Origin of the sequence: Escherichia sp. MOD1-EC6819 (genome assembly GCF_002965765.1) — a bacterium.
In the GTDB taxonomy this organism is placed as follows: Bacteria; Pseudomonadota; Gammaproteobacteria; order Enterobacterales; family Enterobacteriaceae; genus Escherichia; species Escherichia ruysiae.
On record NZ_PTRG01000011.1, the window covers coordinates 169,231 to 187,631 of the forward strand.

Genomic DNA, 18,401 nt, shown 5'->3' on the forward strand with positions numbered 1-18,401 from the left:
CTATATTTCACTTTGCCCGCGCCGCGAAAGTCACTGATAATGCGCCGCGTTCATGTCCTCAAAATGGCGTAACGTCCTATGCTACATTTGTTTGCTGGCCTGGATTTGCATACCGGGCTGTTATTATTGCTTGCACTGGCTTTTGTGCTGTTCTATGAAGCCATTAATGGTTTCCATGACACAGCCAACGCTGTGGCAACTGTCATCTATACCCGCGCGATGCGTTCTCAGCTCGCAGTGGTTATGGCGGCAGTGTTCAACTTTTTGGGTGTTTTGCTGGGTGGTCTGAGTGTTGCCTATGCCATTGTGCATATGCTGCCGACAGACTTGCTGCTTAATATGGGATCGTCTCATGGCCTTGCCATGGTGTTCTCTATGTTACTGGCGGCGATTATCTGGAACCTGGGTACCTGGTACTTTGGTTTACCTGCATCCAGCTCTCATACGCTGATTGGCGCAATCATTGGTATTGGTTTAACCAATGCGTTGATGACCGGTACGTCAGTGGTGGATGCACTCAATATCCCGAAAGTATTAAGTATTTTCGCATCTCTGATCGTTTCCCCTATTGTCGGCCTGGTGTTTGCTGGCGGTCTGATTTTCTTGCTGCGTCGCTACTGGAGCGGCACCAAGAAACGCGCCCGTATCCACCTGACCCCAGCGGAGCGTGAAAAGAAAGACGGTAAGAAAAAACCGCCGTTCTGGACGCGTATCGCGCTGATCCTTTCCGCTGTCGGCGTGGCGTTTTCCCACGGCGCGAACGATGGTCAGAAAGGCATTGGTCTGGTTATGCTGGTGCTGATTGGCGTCGCACCAGCGGGCTTCGTGGTTAATATGAATGCCTCAGGCTACGAAATCACTCGTACCCGTGATGCAATCAACAACGTGGAAGCTTACTTTGAGCAACACCCTGCACTGCTGAAACAGGCGACCGGTGCTGATCAGTTAGTACCGACTCCGGAAGCAGGCGCAACACAACCTGCGGAGTTCCATTGCCATCCGTCGAATACCATTAACGCGCTCAATCGCCTGAAAGGCATGTTGACTGCTGACGTGGAAAGCTACGACAAGCTGTCGCTTGACCAACGTAGCCAGATGCGCCGCATTATGCTGTGCGTATCTGACACCATCGACAAAGTGGTGAAAATGCCTGGCGTCACAGCAGATGATCAGCGTCTGTTGAAGAAACTGAAGTCCGATATGCTGAGTACCATCGAGTACGCTCCGGTGTGGATCATCATGGCGGTCGCGCTGGCATTAGGTATCGGTACGATGATTGGCTGGCGTCGTGTGGCAACGACTATCGGTGAGAAAATCGGTAAGAAAGGCATGACCTACGCTCAGGGGATGTCTGCCCAGATGACGGCTGCGGTGTCTATCGGCCTGGCGAGTTATACCGGGATGCCGGTTTCCACCACTCACGTACTCTCCTCTTCCGTAGCGGGGACGATGGTTGTTGATGGCGGCGGCTTACAGCGTAAAACAGTAACCAGCATTCTGATGGCGTGGGTGTTTACCCTCCCGGCTGCGATACTGCTCTCCGGCGGGCTGTACTGGATCTCCTTGCAGTTCCTGTAATCGCACGCAGAAAAACGAGCGGGTCAGCTGAATGACCCGCTTCAGATTGTTGACATAGTGCGCTTTGTTCATGCCGGATGCGGCGTGAACGCCTTATCCGGCCTACAAAAACATGCAAATTCAATAAATTGCAGAGATCATGTAGGCCTGATAAGCGTAGCGCATCAGGCAATTTTGCGTTTGTCATAAGTCACGAGCGGGTCAGTTTTCCGACCCGCTTTTTTTATGCGTTATTGCTGTGGTACTTAATGCCAGATCATCAATGCAATCAGGCTTACCACGACCAGACCACACAATGCGCTGGTCAGAATAAACTGCCGACGCACACGCTCGCAGCGACGAATAAACTCATCATCGTGATGATCGCGATACCTCTGAGCATAGATATACCAGACGAGACGCACCTGTTTGTTAGGTTGGCCATGTGAGGTAAAAAAGCCCCCTCCATCTACATATTGATAGAGCAATGGATCGCAATTACGCAGTACCACTAACAACGCGCGTAGTGATGAGAAATAGCGCGCCATGTTAACAATGCAAACGACACATAAAGCCCAAAATAATGCGACGGTGCTTATCATACCTCCTCCCCGGCGACCTGCCCACGGAGTTCCACTCCGGGGCTACCGCTCCCGATACGCTGCCAATCAGTTAACACCAGGTCCTGGAGAAACCGCTTTTGTCGTGACACACATCCGAGCGGCTCTATAGATAGTGTAGGAGATCAGCTTGTTTTTTTTCCATAAGGTTAACCACTATCAATATATTCATCTCGAAAATTTGATTATCTGATTGGTAAGCAAGGCGGATTGACGGATCATCTGGGTCGCTATAAGGTAAGGATGGTCTTAACACTGAATCTTTACGGCTGGGTTAGCCCCGCGCACGTAGTTCGCAGGACGCGGGTGACGTAACGGCACAAGAAACGCTAGCTGGCCAGTCATCGACAACTTTATGGAAGGAGTAACACTATGGCTTATAAACACATTCTCATCGCGGTCGATCTCTCCCCGGAAAGCAAAGTTCTGGTAGAGAAAGCAGTCTCTATGGCTCGCCCCTACAATGCGAAGGTTTCTCTGATCCACGTAGATGTAAACTACTCTGACCTATACACCGGGCTTATTGATGTGAATCTGGGTGATATGCAGAAACGCATCTCCGAAGAGACGCATCACGCGCTGACCGAGCTCTCTACCAACGCAGGTTACCCAATCACTGAAACCCTGAGCGGCAGCGGCGATCTGGGTCAGGTTCTGGTGGATGCAATCAAGAAATACGATATGGATCTGGTTGTTTGTGGTCATCACCAGGACTTCTGGAGCAAACTGATGTCTTCCGCGCGTCAACTTATCAACACCGTTCACGTTGATATGCTGATTGTTCCGCTGCGCGACGAAGAAGAATAATCATCCCCTCCCGACTTGCCCCCGACGCCCGCTTATGCGGGCGTTCTGCTTTTGCGCTCTCCTGTTTTCCAGATGCGGCCAGCAGGCTCATAGATACCCAGGGCTATCCAAATTTTCAGCATCTCAAAAATCAGAATGTAAAACCATCTCACTTCAAACAACCAGCATGATTAGCTGGTTACTTTCTGTTGAAATAGTGCATATAACTATTTACCACATCAATATTAAAAATCTTAGACATCTGTAAAATCTTTCGCGTGCAACCACTTACGCGTTCATACTTTTCAGGATGGTATTGGAAGGTTAATAAATATGAATACAACAACACCCACTGGGATGCTGCAACAACCTCGCCCATTTTTCATGATCTTTTTTGTCGAATTATGGGAGCGATTCGGCTACTACGGCGTGCAAGGCGTGCTGGCGGTTTTCTTCGTTAAACAGCTCGGATTCTCACAAGAGCAGGCCTTTGTTACCTTTGGCGCTTTTGCTGCGCTGGTCTATGGACTTATCTCCATTGGCGGCTATGTCGGCGACCACCTGCTTGGGACTAAACGCACCATTGTTCTTGGGGCTATTGTGCTGGCGATTGGCTACTTCATGACCGGAATGTCACTACTTAAGCCTGATCTGATTTTCATCGCCCTGGGGACTATTGCCGTCGGTAACGGCTTGTTTAAAGCCAACCCGGCAAGCCTGCTTTCTAAATGCTATCCACCGAAAGATCCGCGTCTGGATGGTGCTTTCACACTGTTTTACATGTCGATCAATATTGGTTCATTGGTGGCGTTGTCGCTGGCACCCGTGATTGCCGATAGATTTGGTTATTCCGTAACCTATAACCTGTGTGGGGCAGGTCTGATTGTCGCGCTACTGGTCTACATCGCCTGTCGCGGGATGGTGCAAGATATTGGTTCAGATCCTGACTTCCGACCACTGAACTTCGGCAAACTGTTGTACGTGTTGATTGGCAGCGTAGTGATGATCTTCGTCTGTGCATGGCTGATGCACAACGTAGAAGTCGCCAATCTGGTGCTGATCGCCCTCTCCATCGTCGTCACCATTATCTTCTTCCGTCAGGCATTCAAGCTGGATAAAACCGGGCGCAATAAAATGTTTGTCGCCTTTGTCCTGATGCTCGAAGCGGTGGTGTTTTACATCCTCTATGCCCAGATGCCAACGTCGCTGAACTTCTTTGCCATCAACAACGTACATCATGAAATTCTCGGTTTTTCCATCAACCCGGTCAGCTTCCAGGCGCTTAACCCATTCTGGGTGGTACTCGCCAGCCCAATACTGGCGGACATTTACACGCATCTGGGTAACAAAGGCAAAGACCTCTCGATGCCGATGAAATTTACTCTCGGCATGTTTATGTGCTCGCTGGGATTTCTGACTGCCGCCGCTGCGGGAATGTGGTTTGCTGATGCGCAGGGGCTGACATCGCCGTGGTTTATCGTGCTGGTTTACTTGTTCCAGAGCCTGGGTGAACTGTTTATTAGCGCCCTGGGTCTGGCGATGGTTGCTGCTCTGGTGCCACAGCATTTGATGGGCTTTATTCTGGGAATGTGGTTTCTGACGCAGGCTGCCGCGTTCTTGCTCGGCGGCTATGTGGCAACATTTACCGCAGTGCCAGACAACATTACCGATCCGCTTGAGACGTTACCTGTCTACACCAACGTGTTTGGTAAGATTGGTCTGGTCACGCTGGGCGTTGCAGTAGTGATGCTGATGATGGTGCCCTGGCTGAAACGAATGATTGAGACGCCGGAAAGCCATTGATGATTCTTGCAGAAAAACGGGTAGCTATAACGCTACCCGTTTTCACTTTTACACCGGCGTTCCGGCATAAATATCAAAGCGATGCCCTTTGGTGACAACCGCGTTCGGTGTGGCAATGTTTGCCAGCGGCGGCGCGTAGTCCGGGCGCTTTACCACCACACGTTTGGTCGCCAGTTGCCGCGCAGGCTCCAGCAACCCATCGGCATCGAGATCCGGCCCCACCAGCGACTGAAACACTCGCATCTCTTTCTTCACCAGCGCGCTTTTCTGCTTATGTGGGAACATCGGGTCAAGATAGACCACTTGCGGGCGCGGAGTAATATCGGTCAGCGCCGTCAAACTGGAAGCGTGAATCAACTGCAACCGTTCCTGCAACCAGCCACCAATTTCCGCATCGGCATAGCCACGCGCCAGGCCATCGTCGAGCAGCGCGGCAACTACCGGATTACGCTCCAGCATCCGTACACGACAACCGACAGAAGCCAGCACGAAGGCATCACGACCTAATCCTGCGGTCGCATCGACGACATCCGGCAGATAATCGCCCTTAATGCCCACCGCTTTTGCTACCGCTTCGCCGCGACCACCGCCGAATTTGCGTCGGTGCGCCATTGCCCCGCCGACAAAATCAACGAAAATGCCGCCGAGTTTCGGCTCATCACGCTTACGCAGTTCCAGATGCTCTGGCGTTAACACCAAGGCCATCAGATTGTCTTCATCGTGCTCCAGCCCCCAGCGGGTCGCCAGAACAGATAAGGCGCCGTCTCCGGCGCCCGATTCATCAATTAAGCAGATTTTCACTGAATGATCAGCCCTTAATGCCGTAGTGCTCCAGCATCGCATCCAGTTGCGGTTCGCGACCACGGAAGCGTTTGAACAGTTCCATCGGCTCTTCTGAACCGCCACGGCTCAGAATGTTGTCGAGGAACGACTGTCCAGTACCACGGTTGAAAATCCCCTCTTCCTCAAAGCGCGAGAAAGCATCCGCCGCCAACACATCAGCCCACAGGTAGCTGTAGTAACCTGCTGCATAACCACCAGCAAAGATATGGCTAAATGCATGTGGGAAACGGCCCCATGACGGAGACGGCACCACGGCAACCAGTTTTTTGATTTCTGTCAGGGTTTCGAGGATTTTTGCCCCCTGATCCGGACGGAATTCCGCATGGAGGCGGAAATCGAACAGGCCGAACTCCAGCTGACGCAGAATAAACAGCGCCGCCTGGTAGTTCTTCGCCGCCAGCATTTTATCCAGCAACCCTTTCGGCAGCGGTTCGCCGGTTTCATAGTGACCGGAGATAAACGCCAGCGCCTCCGGCTCCCAGCACCAGTTTTCCATAAACTGACTCGGCAGTTCGACCGCATCCCACGGCACACCGCTGATACCGGAAACACCGGCGGTTTCGATGCGGGTCAGCATATGATGCAGGCCGTGACCGAACTCGTGGAACAGGGTGATCACTTCGTCATGGGTAAACAGCGCCGGTTTACCGTTCACCGGGCGGTTGAAGTTACAGGTCAGATAAGCGACCGGTTTTTGCAGCGAACCGTCGGCTTTGCGCATCTGGCCTACGCAGTCATCCATCCACGCCCCGCCGCGCTTGTTCTCACGGGCATACAGGTCGAGGTAGAAGCTGCCGCGCAGTTCGTTGTTCTCATCATACAGTTCGAAGAAACGCACATCAGGATGCCAGACATCAACATCTTTACGCTCTTTGGCGGTGATGCCGTAAATACGTTTCACCACTTCAAACAGGCCGTTAACCGCTTTGTTTTCCGGGAAGTACGGACGCAGTTGTTCGTCGCTAATGCTGTAGAGGTGCTGTTTCTGTTTTTCGCTGTAGTAAGCGATATCCCACGGCTGCAACTCATCCACACCAAATTCGGCTTTGGCGAAGGCACGCAGTTGCGCCAGCTCTTTTTCGCCCTGCGGACGCGCGCGTTTTGCCAGATCGGTTAAGAAATCAAGCACCTGCTGCGGATTTTCTGCCATTTTAGTGGCAAGCGATTTGAAGGCGTAGTTTTCAAAACCCAGCAATTGCGCCAGTTCGTGACGCAGCGCGAGGATCTCTTCCATCACCTTACTGTTGTCCCACTTACCGGCGTTCGGGCCTTGATCGGAGGCGCGGGTGCTGTAAGCGCGATACATCTCTTCACGCAGAGCCTGGTTGTCGCAGTAGGTCATTACCGGCAAGTAGCTTGGGATATCCAGCGTCAGCAGATAGCCTTCCAGTTCTTTCGCTTCGGCCTGGGCTTTTGCTGCAGCCAGCGCGCTTTCTGGCATACCCGCCAGCTCAGCTTCGTCGGTAACGAGTTTAGTCCAGCCCATCGTCGCATCGAGGACGTTGTTGCTGTACTGGTTGCCCAGCTCGGAGAGACGGGTGGCAATCTCGCCGTAACGTTGCTGTTTCTCTTTCGGCAGACCGATGCCCGACAGTTCAAAATCACGCAGTGCGTTATCAACCGCTTTCTTCTGTGCCGTGTTCAGCGTGGCGTAATGATCGCCATCGCGCAGATCGCGATACGCTTTATACAGCCCTTCATGTTGCCCTACCCAGGTGCTGTATTCTGACAGCAGCGGCAGCGTTTGTTCGTAGGCTTCGCGCAGCTCCGGGCTATTTTTCACCGAGTTCAGGTGGCTGACCGGGGAGAAAATACGTCCCAGCACATCGTCCACTTCTGCCAGCGGTTGGCAGAGATTTTCCCAGGTGTACGGTGCCCCCTGCGCTACCACGCGCTCCACATTTTCGCGACAGTCGTTCAGCGCCTTAGTCACGGCAGGAACGACATGTTCCGGGAGAATTTTAGAAAACGGAGGCAATTCAAAGGGAGTCAGTAACGGATTCGTCATAGGTACAGTCCTGGTTAAATAGAGGGAACGAAACGCTCACAGGCGCTTTCGCCGGAGGCGACGCAGACGTCTTATCCGGCCTACGTTAATAGGCCGATGCCATCCGACGCGTAATGGGTAATAGCATGGGGTTAAGTGTAGTGAATTTCAATGAGAAACGTTACGCTTTCGCGGCGACGTCCTCTTTTCGGTATACTGTCCTGATATGCTTTTGTGCGCCCCAAATACGGGCCGATTTTTACTTACCGGAACACCTTTACCCATGCTCAGTTATCGCCACAGCTTTCACGCTGGCAACCACGCCGACGTCCTTAAACATACCGTTCAGAGCCTGATCATCGAGTCGCTGAAAGAGAAAGATAAACCGTTTCTCTATCTCGATACCCACGCGGGTGCCGGGCGTTATCAGTTAGGCAGCGAACATGCCGAGCGTACCGGCGAATATCTCGAAGGCATCGCCCGTATCTGGCAGCAGGACGATTTGCCCGCAGAACTGGAGCCGTACATCAATGTGGTAAAACACTTCAACCGTAGCGGACAGTTGCGTTACTACCCCGGTTCGCCATTGATTGCCCGTCAGTTACTGCGTGAACAAGACAGCCTGCAACTGACCGAGCTACATCCGAGCGATTTCCCGTTGCTGCGTTCTGAATTTCAGAAAGACAGCCGTGCGCGCGTAGAAAAAGCCGACGGCTTCCTGCAACTGAAAGCAAAACTGCCGCCAGTTTCCCGTCGTGGCCTGATCCTTATCGACCCACCGTATGAAATGAAAACCGACTATCAGGCGGTGGTCAGCGGGATAGCAGAAGGCTACAAACGTTTCGCTACCGGCACTTACGCATTATGGTATCCGGTGGTGTTGCGCCAGCAGATCAAGCGCATGATCCACGACCTGGAAGCGACCGGCATTCGCAAAATTCTGCAAATTGAACTGGCGGTGCTGCCGGACAGCGACCGCCGTGGTATGACCGCTTCCGGCATGATTGTGATTAACCCACCGTGGAAGCTGGAACAGCAGATGAATAACGTGCTGCCGTGGCTGCACAGCAAACTGGTTCCGGCAGGCACCGGGCACGCCACCGTAAGCTGGATCGTGCCGGAGTAATTGCAGCCATTGCTGGCACCTATTACGTCTCGCGCTACAATCGCGGTAATCAACGATAAGGACAATATGTCATGACTAAACACTATGATTACATCGCCATCGGCGGCGGCAGCGGCGGTATCGCCTCCATCAACCGCGCGGCTATGTACGGTCAGAAATGCGCGCTGATTGAAGCCAAAGAACTGGGCGGCACCTGCGTGAACGTCGGCTGCGTGCCGAAAAAAGTGATGTGGCACGCGGCGCAAATCCGCGAAGCGATCCACATGTACGGCCCGGATTATGGCTTTGATACCACCATCAATAAGTTCAACTGGGAAACGTTGATCGCCAGCCGTACCGCCTATATCGACCGTATTCATACTTCCTATGAAAACGTACTCGGTAAAAATAACGTTGATGTAATCAAGGGCTTTGCTCGCTTCGTTGATGCCAGAACGCTGGAAGTTAACGGTGAAACCATTACGGCCGATCATATTCTGATCGCCACCGGTGGTCGTCCAAGCCACCCGGATATTCCGGGCGTGGAATACGGCATTGATTCCGATGGTTTCTTTGCCCTACCCGCTTTGCCAGAGCGTGTAGCGGTTGTTGGTGCGGGTTACATCGCCGTTGAACTGGCTGGCGTGATTAACGGCCTCGGCGCGAAGACGCATCTGTTTGTGCGTAAACACGCGCCGCTGCGCAGCTTTGACCCGATGATCTCCGAAACGCTGGTCGAAGTGATGAACGCCGAAGGCCCGCAACTGCACACTAACGCCATCCCGAAAGCGGTGGTGAAAAATGCCGATGGCAGCCTGACGCTGGAGCTGGAAGATGGTCGCAGTGAAACGGTAGATTGCCTGATTTGGGCGATTGGCCGTGAACCTGCCAATGACAACATCAACCTCGAAGCCGCTGGCGTTAAAACCAACGAAAAAGGCTATATCGTCGTCGATAAATATCAAAATACCAACGTTGAAGGTATTTACGCGGTGGGCGATAACACAGGCGCAGTGGAACTGACGCCGGTCGCGGTAGCGGCAGGTCGCCGTCTCTCTGAACGCCTGTTTAATAACAAGCCGGATGAGCATCTGGATTACAGCAACATTCCGACCGTGGTCTTCAGCCATCCGCCGATTGGTACTGTTGGTTTAACGGAGCCGCAGGCGCGCGAGCAGTACGGCGACGATCAGGTGAAAGTGTATAAATCCTCTTTCACCGCCATGTATACCGCCGTCACCACTCACCGCCAGCCGTGCCGCATGAAGCTGGTGTGCGTTGGATCGGAAGAGAAGATTGTCGGTATTCACGGCATTGGTTTTGGCATGGACGAAATGTTGCAGGGCTTCGCGGTGGCGCTGAAGATGGGGGCGACAAAAAAAGACTTCGACAACACCGTCGCCATTCACCCGACGGCGGCAGAAGAGTTCGTCACCATGCGTTAAATGTTAAAGGGCAAAGAGTGGTGTGCTCTTTGCCCTTAGTTACGTTTCCGCTATCAGTTCAGAAGCTGAAGCAGAAAGCGGATCAGTTCCAGCAGCGCAATTAACGCCCCAAGAACGATGATTGCTTTATCAATCACCCGTTTTCTCCATGCGATGGAGTGAGAATGCATCCGCTTACTCATCCACTGCCTGTCACGGCGCATGTCCCATTGTTAGATGACGACTATCTCACTCCGGCCAGAGCATCAGTTAACGGCACCACCCGTACTTCTGACCAGGACTTTGAAAGCGTTTATGCGCATTGTCAGAGTGAAAATGTCTCAGAGCTAACTGGATAATCATACAGTACATACAGGTTATAAAACCAGCACGTCCTTGCAATAGTTTCAGTATGGTATTAGCATTGATGCGTTAGATGATGACTATCTCACTCCAGCCAGAGCCACCAACTCAGGGCTGGAAAGTAAAAAACCGACGCAAAGTCGGTTTTTTTACATCCGGATTCGGACAAGGCTTAATATGACGATGACCCAGTGAAAGTATATAAATCGTCACTGCGATATATACCGAAGTGCCCCCTCCGCCAGCTGAAGAAATTGCTAATTCTTGCAATGTTAGCCACTGGCTAATAGTATTGAGCTGTTAGATAAGAGCTCTCTCACTCCAGCCAGAGCCACCAACTCTGGGCTGGAAAGTAAAAAACCGACGCAAAGTCGGTTTTTTTACGTCCTGATTCAGACCTCCTTTCGAATGAATAGCCAACTCAAAATTCACACCTATTACCTTCCTCTGCACCTACGCATCCGTTAAAACATATATGTTTTTGACTTATCCGCTTCGAAGAGAGACACTACCTGCAACAATCAGGAGCGCAATATGTCATTTCTGTTACCCATCCAATTGTTCAAAATTCTTGCTGATGAAACCCGTCTGGGCATCGTTTTACTGCTTAGCGAACTGGGAGAGTTATGCGTGTGTGATCTCTGTACTGCCCTGAATCAGTCGCAGCCCAAGATCTCACGCCACCTGGCATTGCTGAGGGAAAGCGGTTTATTGCTGGATCGCAAGCAAGGTAAGTGGGTTCATTACCGCCTATCGCCGCATATTCCAGCATGGGCGGCGAAAATTATTGATGAGGCCTGGCGATGTGAACAGGAAAAGGTTCAGGCGATTGTCCGCAACCTGGCTCGACAAAATTGTTCCGTAGACAGTAAGAACATTTGCAGTTAAAAAATTTAGCTAAACACATATGGATTTTCGCATGTGTTTTATCCGGGAGGCATTATGTTACTGGCAGGCGCTATCTTTGTCCTGACCATCGTATTGGTTATCTGGCAGCCGAAAGGTTTAAGCATCGGCTGGAGTGCGACGCTGGGCGCAATACTGGCGTTAGTTACAGGCGTGGTTCATCCGGGTGATATTCCGGTGGTGTGGAATATCGTCTGGAATGCAACCGCCGCATTTATTGCCGTCATTATCATCAGCCTGCTGCTGGATGAATCCGGCTTTTTCGAATGGGCGGCGCTGCACGTTTCACGCTGGGGCAATGGACGCGGTCGCCTGTTGTTTACCTGGATTGTCCTGCTCGGCGCCGCCGTTGCAGCTCTGTTTGCCAATGATGGCGCGGCGCTTATTTTAACGCCGATTGTCATCGCCATGCTGCTGGCGTTAGGGTTCAGCAAAGGCACTACGCTGGCGTTCGTGATGGCAGCCGGATTCATTGCCGATACCGCCAGCCTGCCGCTTATCGTCTCGAACCTGGTGAATATCGTTTCGGCAGATTTCTTTGGTCTTGGCTTTCGCGAATATGCTTCGGTAATGGTGCCGGTGGATATCGCCGCGATACTGGCTACGCTGGTGATGCTGCATCTCTACTTTCGCAAAGACATTCCGCAGAACTACGATATGGCGCTGCTGAAAGCACCGGCAGAAGCAATTAAAGATCCCGCCACCTTCAAAACTGGCTGGGTTGTTTTACTGCTTCTGCTGGTGGGATTTTTCGTCCTGGAACCACTCGGCATTCCGGTAAGCGCCATTGCGGCGGTGGGTGCGCTGATTTTGTTTGTAGTCGCTAAACGCGGTCATGCTATCAATACGGGTAAAGTGCTGCGCGGTGCGCCCTGGCAGATTGTCATCTTCTCGCTCGGTATGTATCTGGTGGTTTATGGCCTGCGCAATGCCGGGTTAACGGAATATCTTTCTGGCGTACTCAACGTGCTGGCGGATAACGGCCTGTGGGCCGCGACGCTGGGCACCGGATTCCTCACCGCCTTCCTCTCTTCTATTATGAACAATATGCCGACGGTACTGGTTGGCGCGTTGTCCATTGATGGCAGCACGGCATCTGGCGTTATCAAAGAAGCGATGGTTTATGCCAACGTGATTGGCTGCGATTTGGGGCCGAAAATCACCCCAATTGGTAGCCTGGCGACGCTGCTCTGGCTGCACGTACTTTCGCAGAAGAATATGACGATTACCTGGGGATATTACTTCCGCACAGGGATTCTCATGACCCTGCCGGTACTGTTTGTAACGCTGGTGGCGCTGGTGCTACGCCTCTCTTTCACTTTGTAATGAGATACTGATATGAGCAACATTACCATTTATCACAACCCGGCCTGCGGCACGTCGCGTAATACGCTGGAGATGATCCGCAACAGCGGTACAGAACCGACCATTGTCTATTATCTGGAAAACCCACCGACGCGTGATGAGCTGGTAAAACTCATTGCTGATATGGGAATTTGTGTTCGCGCTCTGCTACGTAAAAACGTTGAACCGTATGAGGAACTGGGTCTGGCAGAAGATAAATTTACTGACGATCAGTTAACCGACTTTATGTTGCAACACCCGATTCTGATTAACCGCCCAATCGTGGTAACGCGGCTGGGAACCCGGCTGTGCCGTCCTTCGGAAGTGGTGCTGGAGATCCTGCCAGATACTCAGAAAGGGGCGTTTACCAAGGAAGACGGTGAGAAAGTGGTCGATGATTCGGGTCAACGATTAAAATAAACAAAGGGGGGTGGCTGTGCCCCCAATCTCTGACGAACGCGTATCATTTCTTACCGGATGCGAGATCGTGCAATCTCAGTAAATTGCGCTTCCTGCCCTCGAAGATAAATAGTTTCCATTTTAATAAATGGTTATCACCATAATGCTAATAATTAGCACTCCATGTAACATGAGATAAAAAATAAACTCATTATAATAATTAAATAAAGAACTAATATTACGAGGAGACGGATAATAACATCATATGTCAATGCTATCCGGGACTAATATTCAAGGATATAAATATCAGACAGGTTTACGTTACTATCAGGCATATCGCCTAAGAATCGGATGAAAACTATAAAGAAATATCTATTATGGTTTTAACATTTGTTGATAAGGATAGTAACATGAACAAGACAAAAGGTGCACTCATCTTCAGCCTTTCATTTTTTCTTGCCGCATGTAGTTCGATTCCGCAAAATATTAAAGGCAATAATCAACCTGATATTCAAAAAAGTTTTGTTGCTGTTCATAACCAACCGAATTTGTATGTTGGGCAACAGGCACGCTTTGGCGGTAAGGTTATCAACGTTATTAACGGCAAAACTGATACGTTGTTAGAAATCGCCGTATTACCGCTGGATAGCTATGCCAAACCTGACATTGAAGCCAACTATCAAGGTCGCCTGCTCGCCAGACAAAATGGCTTCCTTGACCCAGTGAACTATCGTAATCACTTTGTTACTGTTCTCGGCACAATTCAGGGCGAACAACCTGGATTTATCAATAAAGTCCCATATAACTTCGTTGACGTGAATGTACAAGGTATTCAGGTGTGGCATTTGAGAGAAGTGGTCAACACCACCTACAACCTGTGGGATTACGGCTACGGCGCATTCTGGCCTGAACCAGGCTGGGGCGCACCTTACTACACCAATGCGGTTAGCCAGGTAACACCAGAACTGGTGAAATGATTTAGTTTAAAGATGCAGATATTTTTCAAATATCTGCATCTTTAGTATGAATATTTATATATAACAATAATTATAATATCCTCTCTATTTATTACCTTTGGCACCTGATTATAAAGTTAATGTCCGCAACAGGAGTCGGTTATGTTTCTTATAATTACCAGGGATACAATGTTTTTCACCGCGATGAAAAATATTTTAAGTAAGGGTAATGTCGTTCATATACAGAACGAAGAGGAGATCGACTTAACATTGCATCAGAATGCCTTAGTGATTATTGATACATTAATGAACAATGTCTTTCATTCTTCAATACTCAACAAAATTGAACATCTGAAGCCTGTTCATGTCATTGTTTTCTCACCGTTTAATATTAAACGCTGTCTGGGAAAAGTCCCGGTAACTTTTGTCCAGAGAAATATTACGATTATTGACTTTGTCGCGCTGCTTAATGGCAGTTACTGTTCTGTGCCAGAAGCGGATGTGTCACTCTCATGCAAACAACATCAAGTTCTGACCTGCATTGCTAATCAAATGACGACAGAAGATATTCTGGGAAAATTAAAAATTTCGCTGAAAACATTCTACTGCCATAAACACAATATTATGATGATTCTCAACCTTAAGCGGATCAACGAACTGGTACGTCATCAACATATTGATTATCTGGTCTGAACTCGCCAGCTGATATTTATAAAGAGGCCCGGCGACCGCCAGACCTCCGCACAATTACGCTTTACGCAGTAACACCTTCCTGCGTCAATGCCGCAATCTGTTTACGCCATTGCGCTTGCTCCTGTTCGCCTTCTGTACGTTGACCATAGAGCTGCGCAATCTGCGTACCGTCATGGGCAAACAATTCCAGACTGGTTACGTAGCCATCGCTGGCGGGTTTACGAGTTACCCAGGTTTCAGCAATGCACTCCTCTAAAAGGTGAAGAGTAAACGTTGGGTTGAAAATATTCAGCCAGCCTTTCATCGGCACCACTTTTTCAACCACACCGGTGAAGATCTGTACGCAACCACGGTTGCCAACAAATACCATGATCTCATTACCATCTTGCTGGGCGGATTCCAGTATCTGCGCCAGCGCACTATTGGGTACTTTGCAGGCCAAATCGTCTGCCACCAGATTAAACGCCTGCTGGCGAGTCAGGTTGTGGCGCTTGAGCAACGTAAAAAACTGATGAACGTCGGTCATCGCCCGCCACTCTTGCTCGACCACACTGGCATCTACGTCGGTTTGTGCGGCAGTCGCATCAACGGCTTTTAACTCAAACGGCGTATTCTCTTCGACGATAAAACGCCCCAGAAGCTCGCTCCATGCCGCCATGTCGGTATTATCGGTGGCATAAACTTTCAGTAACGCATCGCCCTGATGATCAAAGAACTGAATACTCTGGCGTTCGCCGCGAGCCGTGGTTTCTTTTATATGGAAAACACTGTCCCACTGATTGAGAAACAGTCGTAAATCCAGCGCGCGCGGGTTGAGTATTAATCCGGCATGACCGTTCAAATGCTGGTTCGTGAAAGCACCTATCTGCTCATGAACAGCATATTCGTTCCGGCAAATGCATTTGGTTTCGCCAACGCTTTCCAGTGCTGCCAGAATTTCACGAATATTGCCACGCATCCGCCACGCATCGTGCGTGACGCGCGCAAATGCCAGTTCTGCTTCGCTAATATTCATTAAACCTGCGATGTCACGCGCGTACTTTCCGGGATTTTGTTCTTTTAACTCAAGCCAGCGTGTGTAGTGGTTCATTGTCTCTCTTCCTTCCAGATAAACGCCCCGAAATATCGGGGCAGATGATTACCATTGATAACTCACGAAAATTTTTCCGTTACGACCATCCTGCGGGATACCCTGCGGCGACCAGTACTCTTTATCGAAGGCGTTGCCCAGTACCAGAGTGGTGGTCATGCCTTTGAGCGCCTGCTGTCCTTGATAGCTAACGTAGAAATCATTCACGCCGTAGCCCGGTTGTTTACTGTAACTGCTGCTGACATGTGTTGAGCGATCGGCAAACGTACCGACCCAACCGACAGAGAAGCCACTATGGGCAATGGGAATATTCAGGGTGCTGGTAACAGTATCCGGGTTAATGCTGGAGATATATTCACCGGTATCGGTGTCTTTGCCACGGGTACGGTTATAGGCCACATCAAGGCTAAACAGATCAGTGGTATATTTCGTCATCACGTCCCAGCCCCAGATTTTGGCGTTCGGGACGTTATACGACATGGTCGTCGCCGCCGCGAAATTGACGGTCGTGGAGATGTAATCCTTCGCTTTGGTATCAAAGTAGCTGGCTTTAAATTCCAGGGCATCATTGGACAACATCAGGTCATCAAAACGCAGCCCAAAGCCGTACTCCTGAGTTTCGTTGGTTTCCGGACGCAAATTCGGGTTCGGCACCCAATAGTTGGTATAGAAGCGACCAATCGAGAAGTGCTTAGAATCGTTATACATTTCGCCCATCGTCGGGGCGCGGAATGCCTGCGCATACGAGCCAAATAACATCAGCCAGTTGGTCGGGTTGATAGTCATCCCCGCGCGAGATGACCATTTGTCGGCATCCACATCTTTGTAGCCGTCGCTGCTACCGCGATAACTGTCATAGCGGGTTCCGCCAAGCAGGGTAATCGGCAGATCGCGTAAGGTTATCTCATCTTGCAGCCAACCGGAGCTGAAATCGATTTTCGCTTGCGGGAACCCCGTCGTCGCACCGCCAGGATGCTGTTCCTGACGATAATACTCACCGCCATATGTCAGCAGGTGAGAGGCAAAACTATCGGCAAACAGAGTGGAACGGTTCTCCAGTTTGGCACCTTTTGTCGTCTGTTCACGATACTCGCCGGAACTCCCCGTGTTCTGCGCATTAATACGGACTTCCGACCAGTAAACTTTTGCATCGGCATTTAACCAGTCGTTGCCCAACGGAGCGAGTTTATAAGCAAGCTGCGCATCACGTTGAATCGTTGAGCGATCAACCATCGGGTTGCTGCTATCAGAAGCCTCAACGGTCTGCGGATTTTTTGGTTCACGCGCGTCGTTATTGTAATAACGCACTAACCCGCTCAGAGCCTGGGCAGAATCAATTTTCCAGGTTCCTTTCGCCAGCATGTTGTTGATAGCCTCGTCATTCGGCGCGGTTTCACCATTGCTCTGGCGTAAATCACCACGATCGCGGCTGGACCAGGCCACAATACCATCCAGATTTTCAGTTCGCCCAAACGCGCTCGCGCCTAATCCCAGGCTATGGTCTCCCGTGCCGCCAGTGCCAAAGACACGAAAACCACTGCTTTGTCCTTCCTGCAATAAATCTTTTGCATCGACCGTATCGTAGGAGATAACCCCTCCCAGCGCGCCACTGCCATACAGTAATGCCGAAGGACCACGGACAATCTCAACGCGTTTGATCAGCGCCGGATCGAGGAAAGTACCATTCAGGTGTCCAGTATCGGTTCCCTGACGAACACCATCGACAAGGATCAACACACCGCGATGGTCATAACCACGCATATTCACATCCTGACCATTCGTGCGTCCCGTACCATCAAGAGTAATCCCAGGAACATGGCGCAGCAGATCGGTGGCAGAAGTGGCCGTTTGGTTTTCAGGGACGGAAGTGTCGATAACGCTGACCATCATTGGCGCTTCGAAGGAACTGCGGGCATTCCCCGTTGCAGTAACAGTCATGGTTTCAGTAGCAAAAGCAATCGTCGGCAAGCTGGCGGAAACAGCCAAAGCCAACAAACTCAAGCGCAACGAGGTAAATTGCGGACGTGACATAGCGATTCTCCATGAGGAAAATAAAAAATGCTGGCTGCCTGGGTAAAAACCGGGGTGGCTGGCGAAAATAAATTTATTTACGATTCAAGGCGATAGTATTAGCCAAGTGAGTTAATTGGCGTTTATATCCCGTGAAATTACCTGGTATTTCTGACAATTGCGCAAATACAAGCCCTCTTATCAGGCCGGGTGGTACACCACGTCTGAAGTGAAGAGTGCCGTGCGTTATCCCTCACGAAAGTTATAATTTCATTATCCATATGATCATATTTTGTTAAATACTGACTTGATAATGAGAATTATTATCGATCATTTTTTTATGATCAAGCTTTTTTTAACCGCTATTAACACACTAAACAGGGGGTTAAAGAATCTGTTTATCTCTCATCAACCGCAGCGTCCTTGTCACAATTCGTCCCACCGTGCCGTAACAAATCTTTGTCGTTAACTGCAATAATTTTTCTATTTTTTTGCCCTACAACCCGCGACATTGC

Annotated in this window: 16 protein-coding genes; 10 read left to right on the forward strand and 6 right to left on the reverse strand. The window is 50.4% G+C overall.

The window, feature by feature from the left end; genetic code table 11:
• Window positions 1-78 precede the first annotated feature (78 nt).
• Window positions 79-1,578 carry an inorganic phosphate transporter PitA gene (pitA, locus tag A7Z06_RS17095; RefSeq protein ID WP_000902771.1) on the forward strand — a complete coding sequence of 500 codons (1,500 nt, stop codon included), beginning with the start codon at window positions 79-81 and terminating at the stop codon, window positions 1,576-1,578.
• Between the two features lie 245 nt (window positions 1,579-1,823).
• Here the strand turns inward: pitA and uspB are convergent, their stop codons facing one another.
• Entirely contained in the window at window positions 1,824-2,159 is a 336-nt protein-coding gene (uspB, locus tag A7Z06_RS17100) for a universal stress protein UspB (protein WP_000626187.1), read from the reverse strand.
• 390 nt (window positions 2,160-2,549) lie between these two features.
• Between uspB and uspA the strand changes: the two genes are divergently transcribed.
• Window positions 2,550-2,984, forward strand: coding sequence for a universal stress protein UspA (uspA, locus tag A7Z06_RS17105; protein ID WP_000323571.1), 435 nt, complete (start codon window positions 2,550-2,552; stop codon window positions 2,982-2,984).
• Window positions 2,985-3,296: 312 nt separating this feature from the next.
• Window positions 3,297-4,766 carry a dipeptide/tripeptide permease DtpB gene (gene dtpB / locus A7Z06_RS17115; RefSeq protein ID WP_001098672.1) on the forward strand — a complete coding sequence of 490 codons (1,470 nt, stop codon included), beginning with the start codon at window positions 3,297-3,299 and terminating at the stop codon, window positions 4,764-4,766.
• A gap of 48 nt (window positions 4,767-4,814) precedes the next feature.
• Here dtpB and rsmJ read toward each other — a convergent pair whose 3' ends face one another.
• Entirely contained in the window at window positions 4,815-5,567 is a 753-nt protein-coding gene (gene rsmJ, locus A7Z06_RS17120) for a 16S rRNA (guanine(1516)-N(2))-methyltransferase RsmJ (RefSeq protein ID WP_000686601.1), read from the reverse strand.
• A 7-nt stretch (window positions 5,568-5,574) separates the two neighbouring features.
• Window positions 5,575-7,617 (reverse strand): oligopeptidase A, encoded by a 2,043-nt coding sequence (gene prlC, locus A7Z06_RS17125; RefSeq protein ID WP_000184157.1) that lies wholly within the window; start codon window positions 7,615-7,617, stop codon window positions 5,575-5,577.
• A gap of 262 nt (window positions 7,618-7,879) precedes the next feature.
• Between prlC and rlmJ the strand changes: the two genes are divergently transcribed.
• Window positions 7,880-8,722, forward strand: a complete 843-nt coding sequence (gene rlmJ, locus A7Z06_RS17130) for a 23S rRNA (adenine(2030)-N(6))-methyltransferase (protein ID WP_085461362.1) — start codon at window positions 7,880-7,882, stop codon at window positions 8,720-8,722.
• 71 nt (window positions 8,723-8,793) lie between these two features.
• Window positions 8,794-10,146, forward strand: a complete 1,353-nt coding sequence (gene gorA, locus A7Z06_RS17135; protein WP_000160829.1) for a glutathione-disulfide reductase — start codon at window positions 8,794-8,796, stop codon at window positions 10,144-10,146.
• A 53-nt stretch (window positions 10,147-10,199) separates the two neighbouring features.
• On the opposite strand, the gene dinQ is transcribed toward gorA, so the two are convergent.
• Complete coding sequence (dinQ, locus tag A7Z06_RS17140; RefSeq protein WP_001295215.1) at window positions 10,200-10,283, reverse strand: damage-inducible type I toxin DinQ; 84 nt, start codon at window positions 10,281-10,283, stop codon at window positions 10,200-10,202.
• Window positions 10,284-11,022: 739 nt separating this feature from the next.
• Here dinQ and arsR point away from each other — a divergent pair.
• The 5 genes from arsR to A7Z06_RS17175 all read left to right on the forward strand — a co-directional run bounded on the left by arsR (window position 11,023) and on the right by A7Z06_RS17175 (window position 14,786).
• Window positions 11,023-11,376: an As(III)-sensing metalloregulatory transcriptional repressor ArsR gene (gene arsR, locus A7Z06_RS17150; protein ID WP_000008972.1), complete on the forward strand. Its 354-nt coding sequence runs from the start codon at window positions 11,023-11,025 to the stop codon at window positions 11,374-11,376.
• A gap of 54 nt (window positions 11,377-11,430) precedes the next feature.
• Window positions 11,431-12,720, forward strand: coding sequence for an arsenite/antimonite:H(+) antiporter ArsB (gene arsB, locus A7Z06_RS17155; protein WP_010346206.1), 1,290 nt, complete (start codon window positions 11,431-11,433; stop codon window positions 12,718-12,720).
• 12 nt (window positions 12,721-12,732) lie between these two features.
• Window positions 12,733-13,158 (forward strand): glutaredoxin-dependent arsenate reductase, encoded by a 426-nt coding sequence (arsC, locus tag A7Z06_RS17160; protein ID WP_000065797.1) that lies wholly within the window; start codon window positions 12,733-12,735, stop codon window positions 13,156-13,158.
• A 389-nt stretch (window positions 13,159-13,547) separates the two neighbouring features.
• Window positions 13,548-14,114: an outer membrane lipoprotein Slp gene (slp, locus tag A7Z06_RS17165; protein ID WP_001044201.1), complete on the forward strand. Its 567-nt coding sequence runs from the start codon at window positions 13,548-13,550 to the stop codon at window positions 14,112-14,114.
• A gap of 141 nt (window positions 14,115-14,255) precedes the next feature.
• Window positions 14,256-14,786: a helix-turn-helix domain-containing protein gene (locus A7Z06_RS17175; RefSeq protein ID WP_000478613.1), complete on the forward strand. Its 531-nt coding sequence runs from the start codon at window positions 14,256-14,258 to the stop codon at window positions 14,784-14,786.
• Between the two features lie 61 nt (window positions 14,787-14,847).
• On the opposite strand, the gene chuS is transcribed toward A7Z06_RS17175, so the two are convergent.
• A complete protein-coding gene (chuS, locus tag A7Z06_RS17180) occupies window positions 14,848-15,876 on the reverse strand; it encodes a hematinate-forming heme oxygenase ChuS (protein ID WP_001017205.1) in 1,029 nt (342 codons plus the stop codon).
• A gap of 48 nt (window positions 15,877-15,924) precedes the next feature.
• The gene (chuA, locus tag A7Z06_RS17185) at window positions 15,925-17,814 is read right to left on the reverse strand and encodes a TonB-dependent heme/hemoglobin receptor ChuA/ShuA (RefSeq protein WP_307723224.1); all 1,890 of its coding nucleotides are present in this window, start codon (window positions 17,812-17,814) and stop codon (window positions 15,925-15,927) included.
• Window positions 17,815-18,401: the final 587 nt, after the last annotated feature.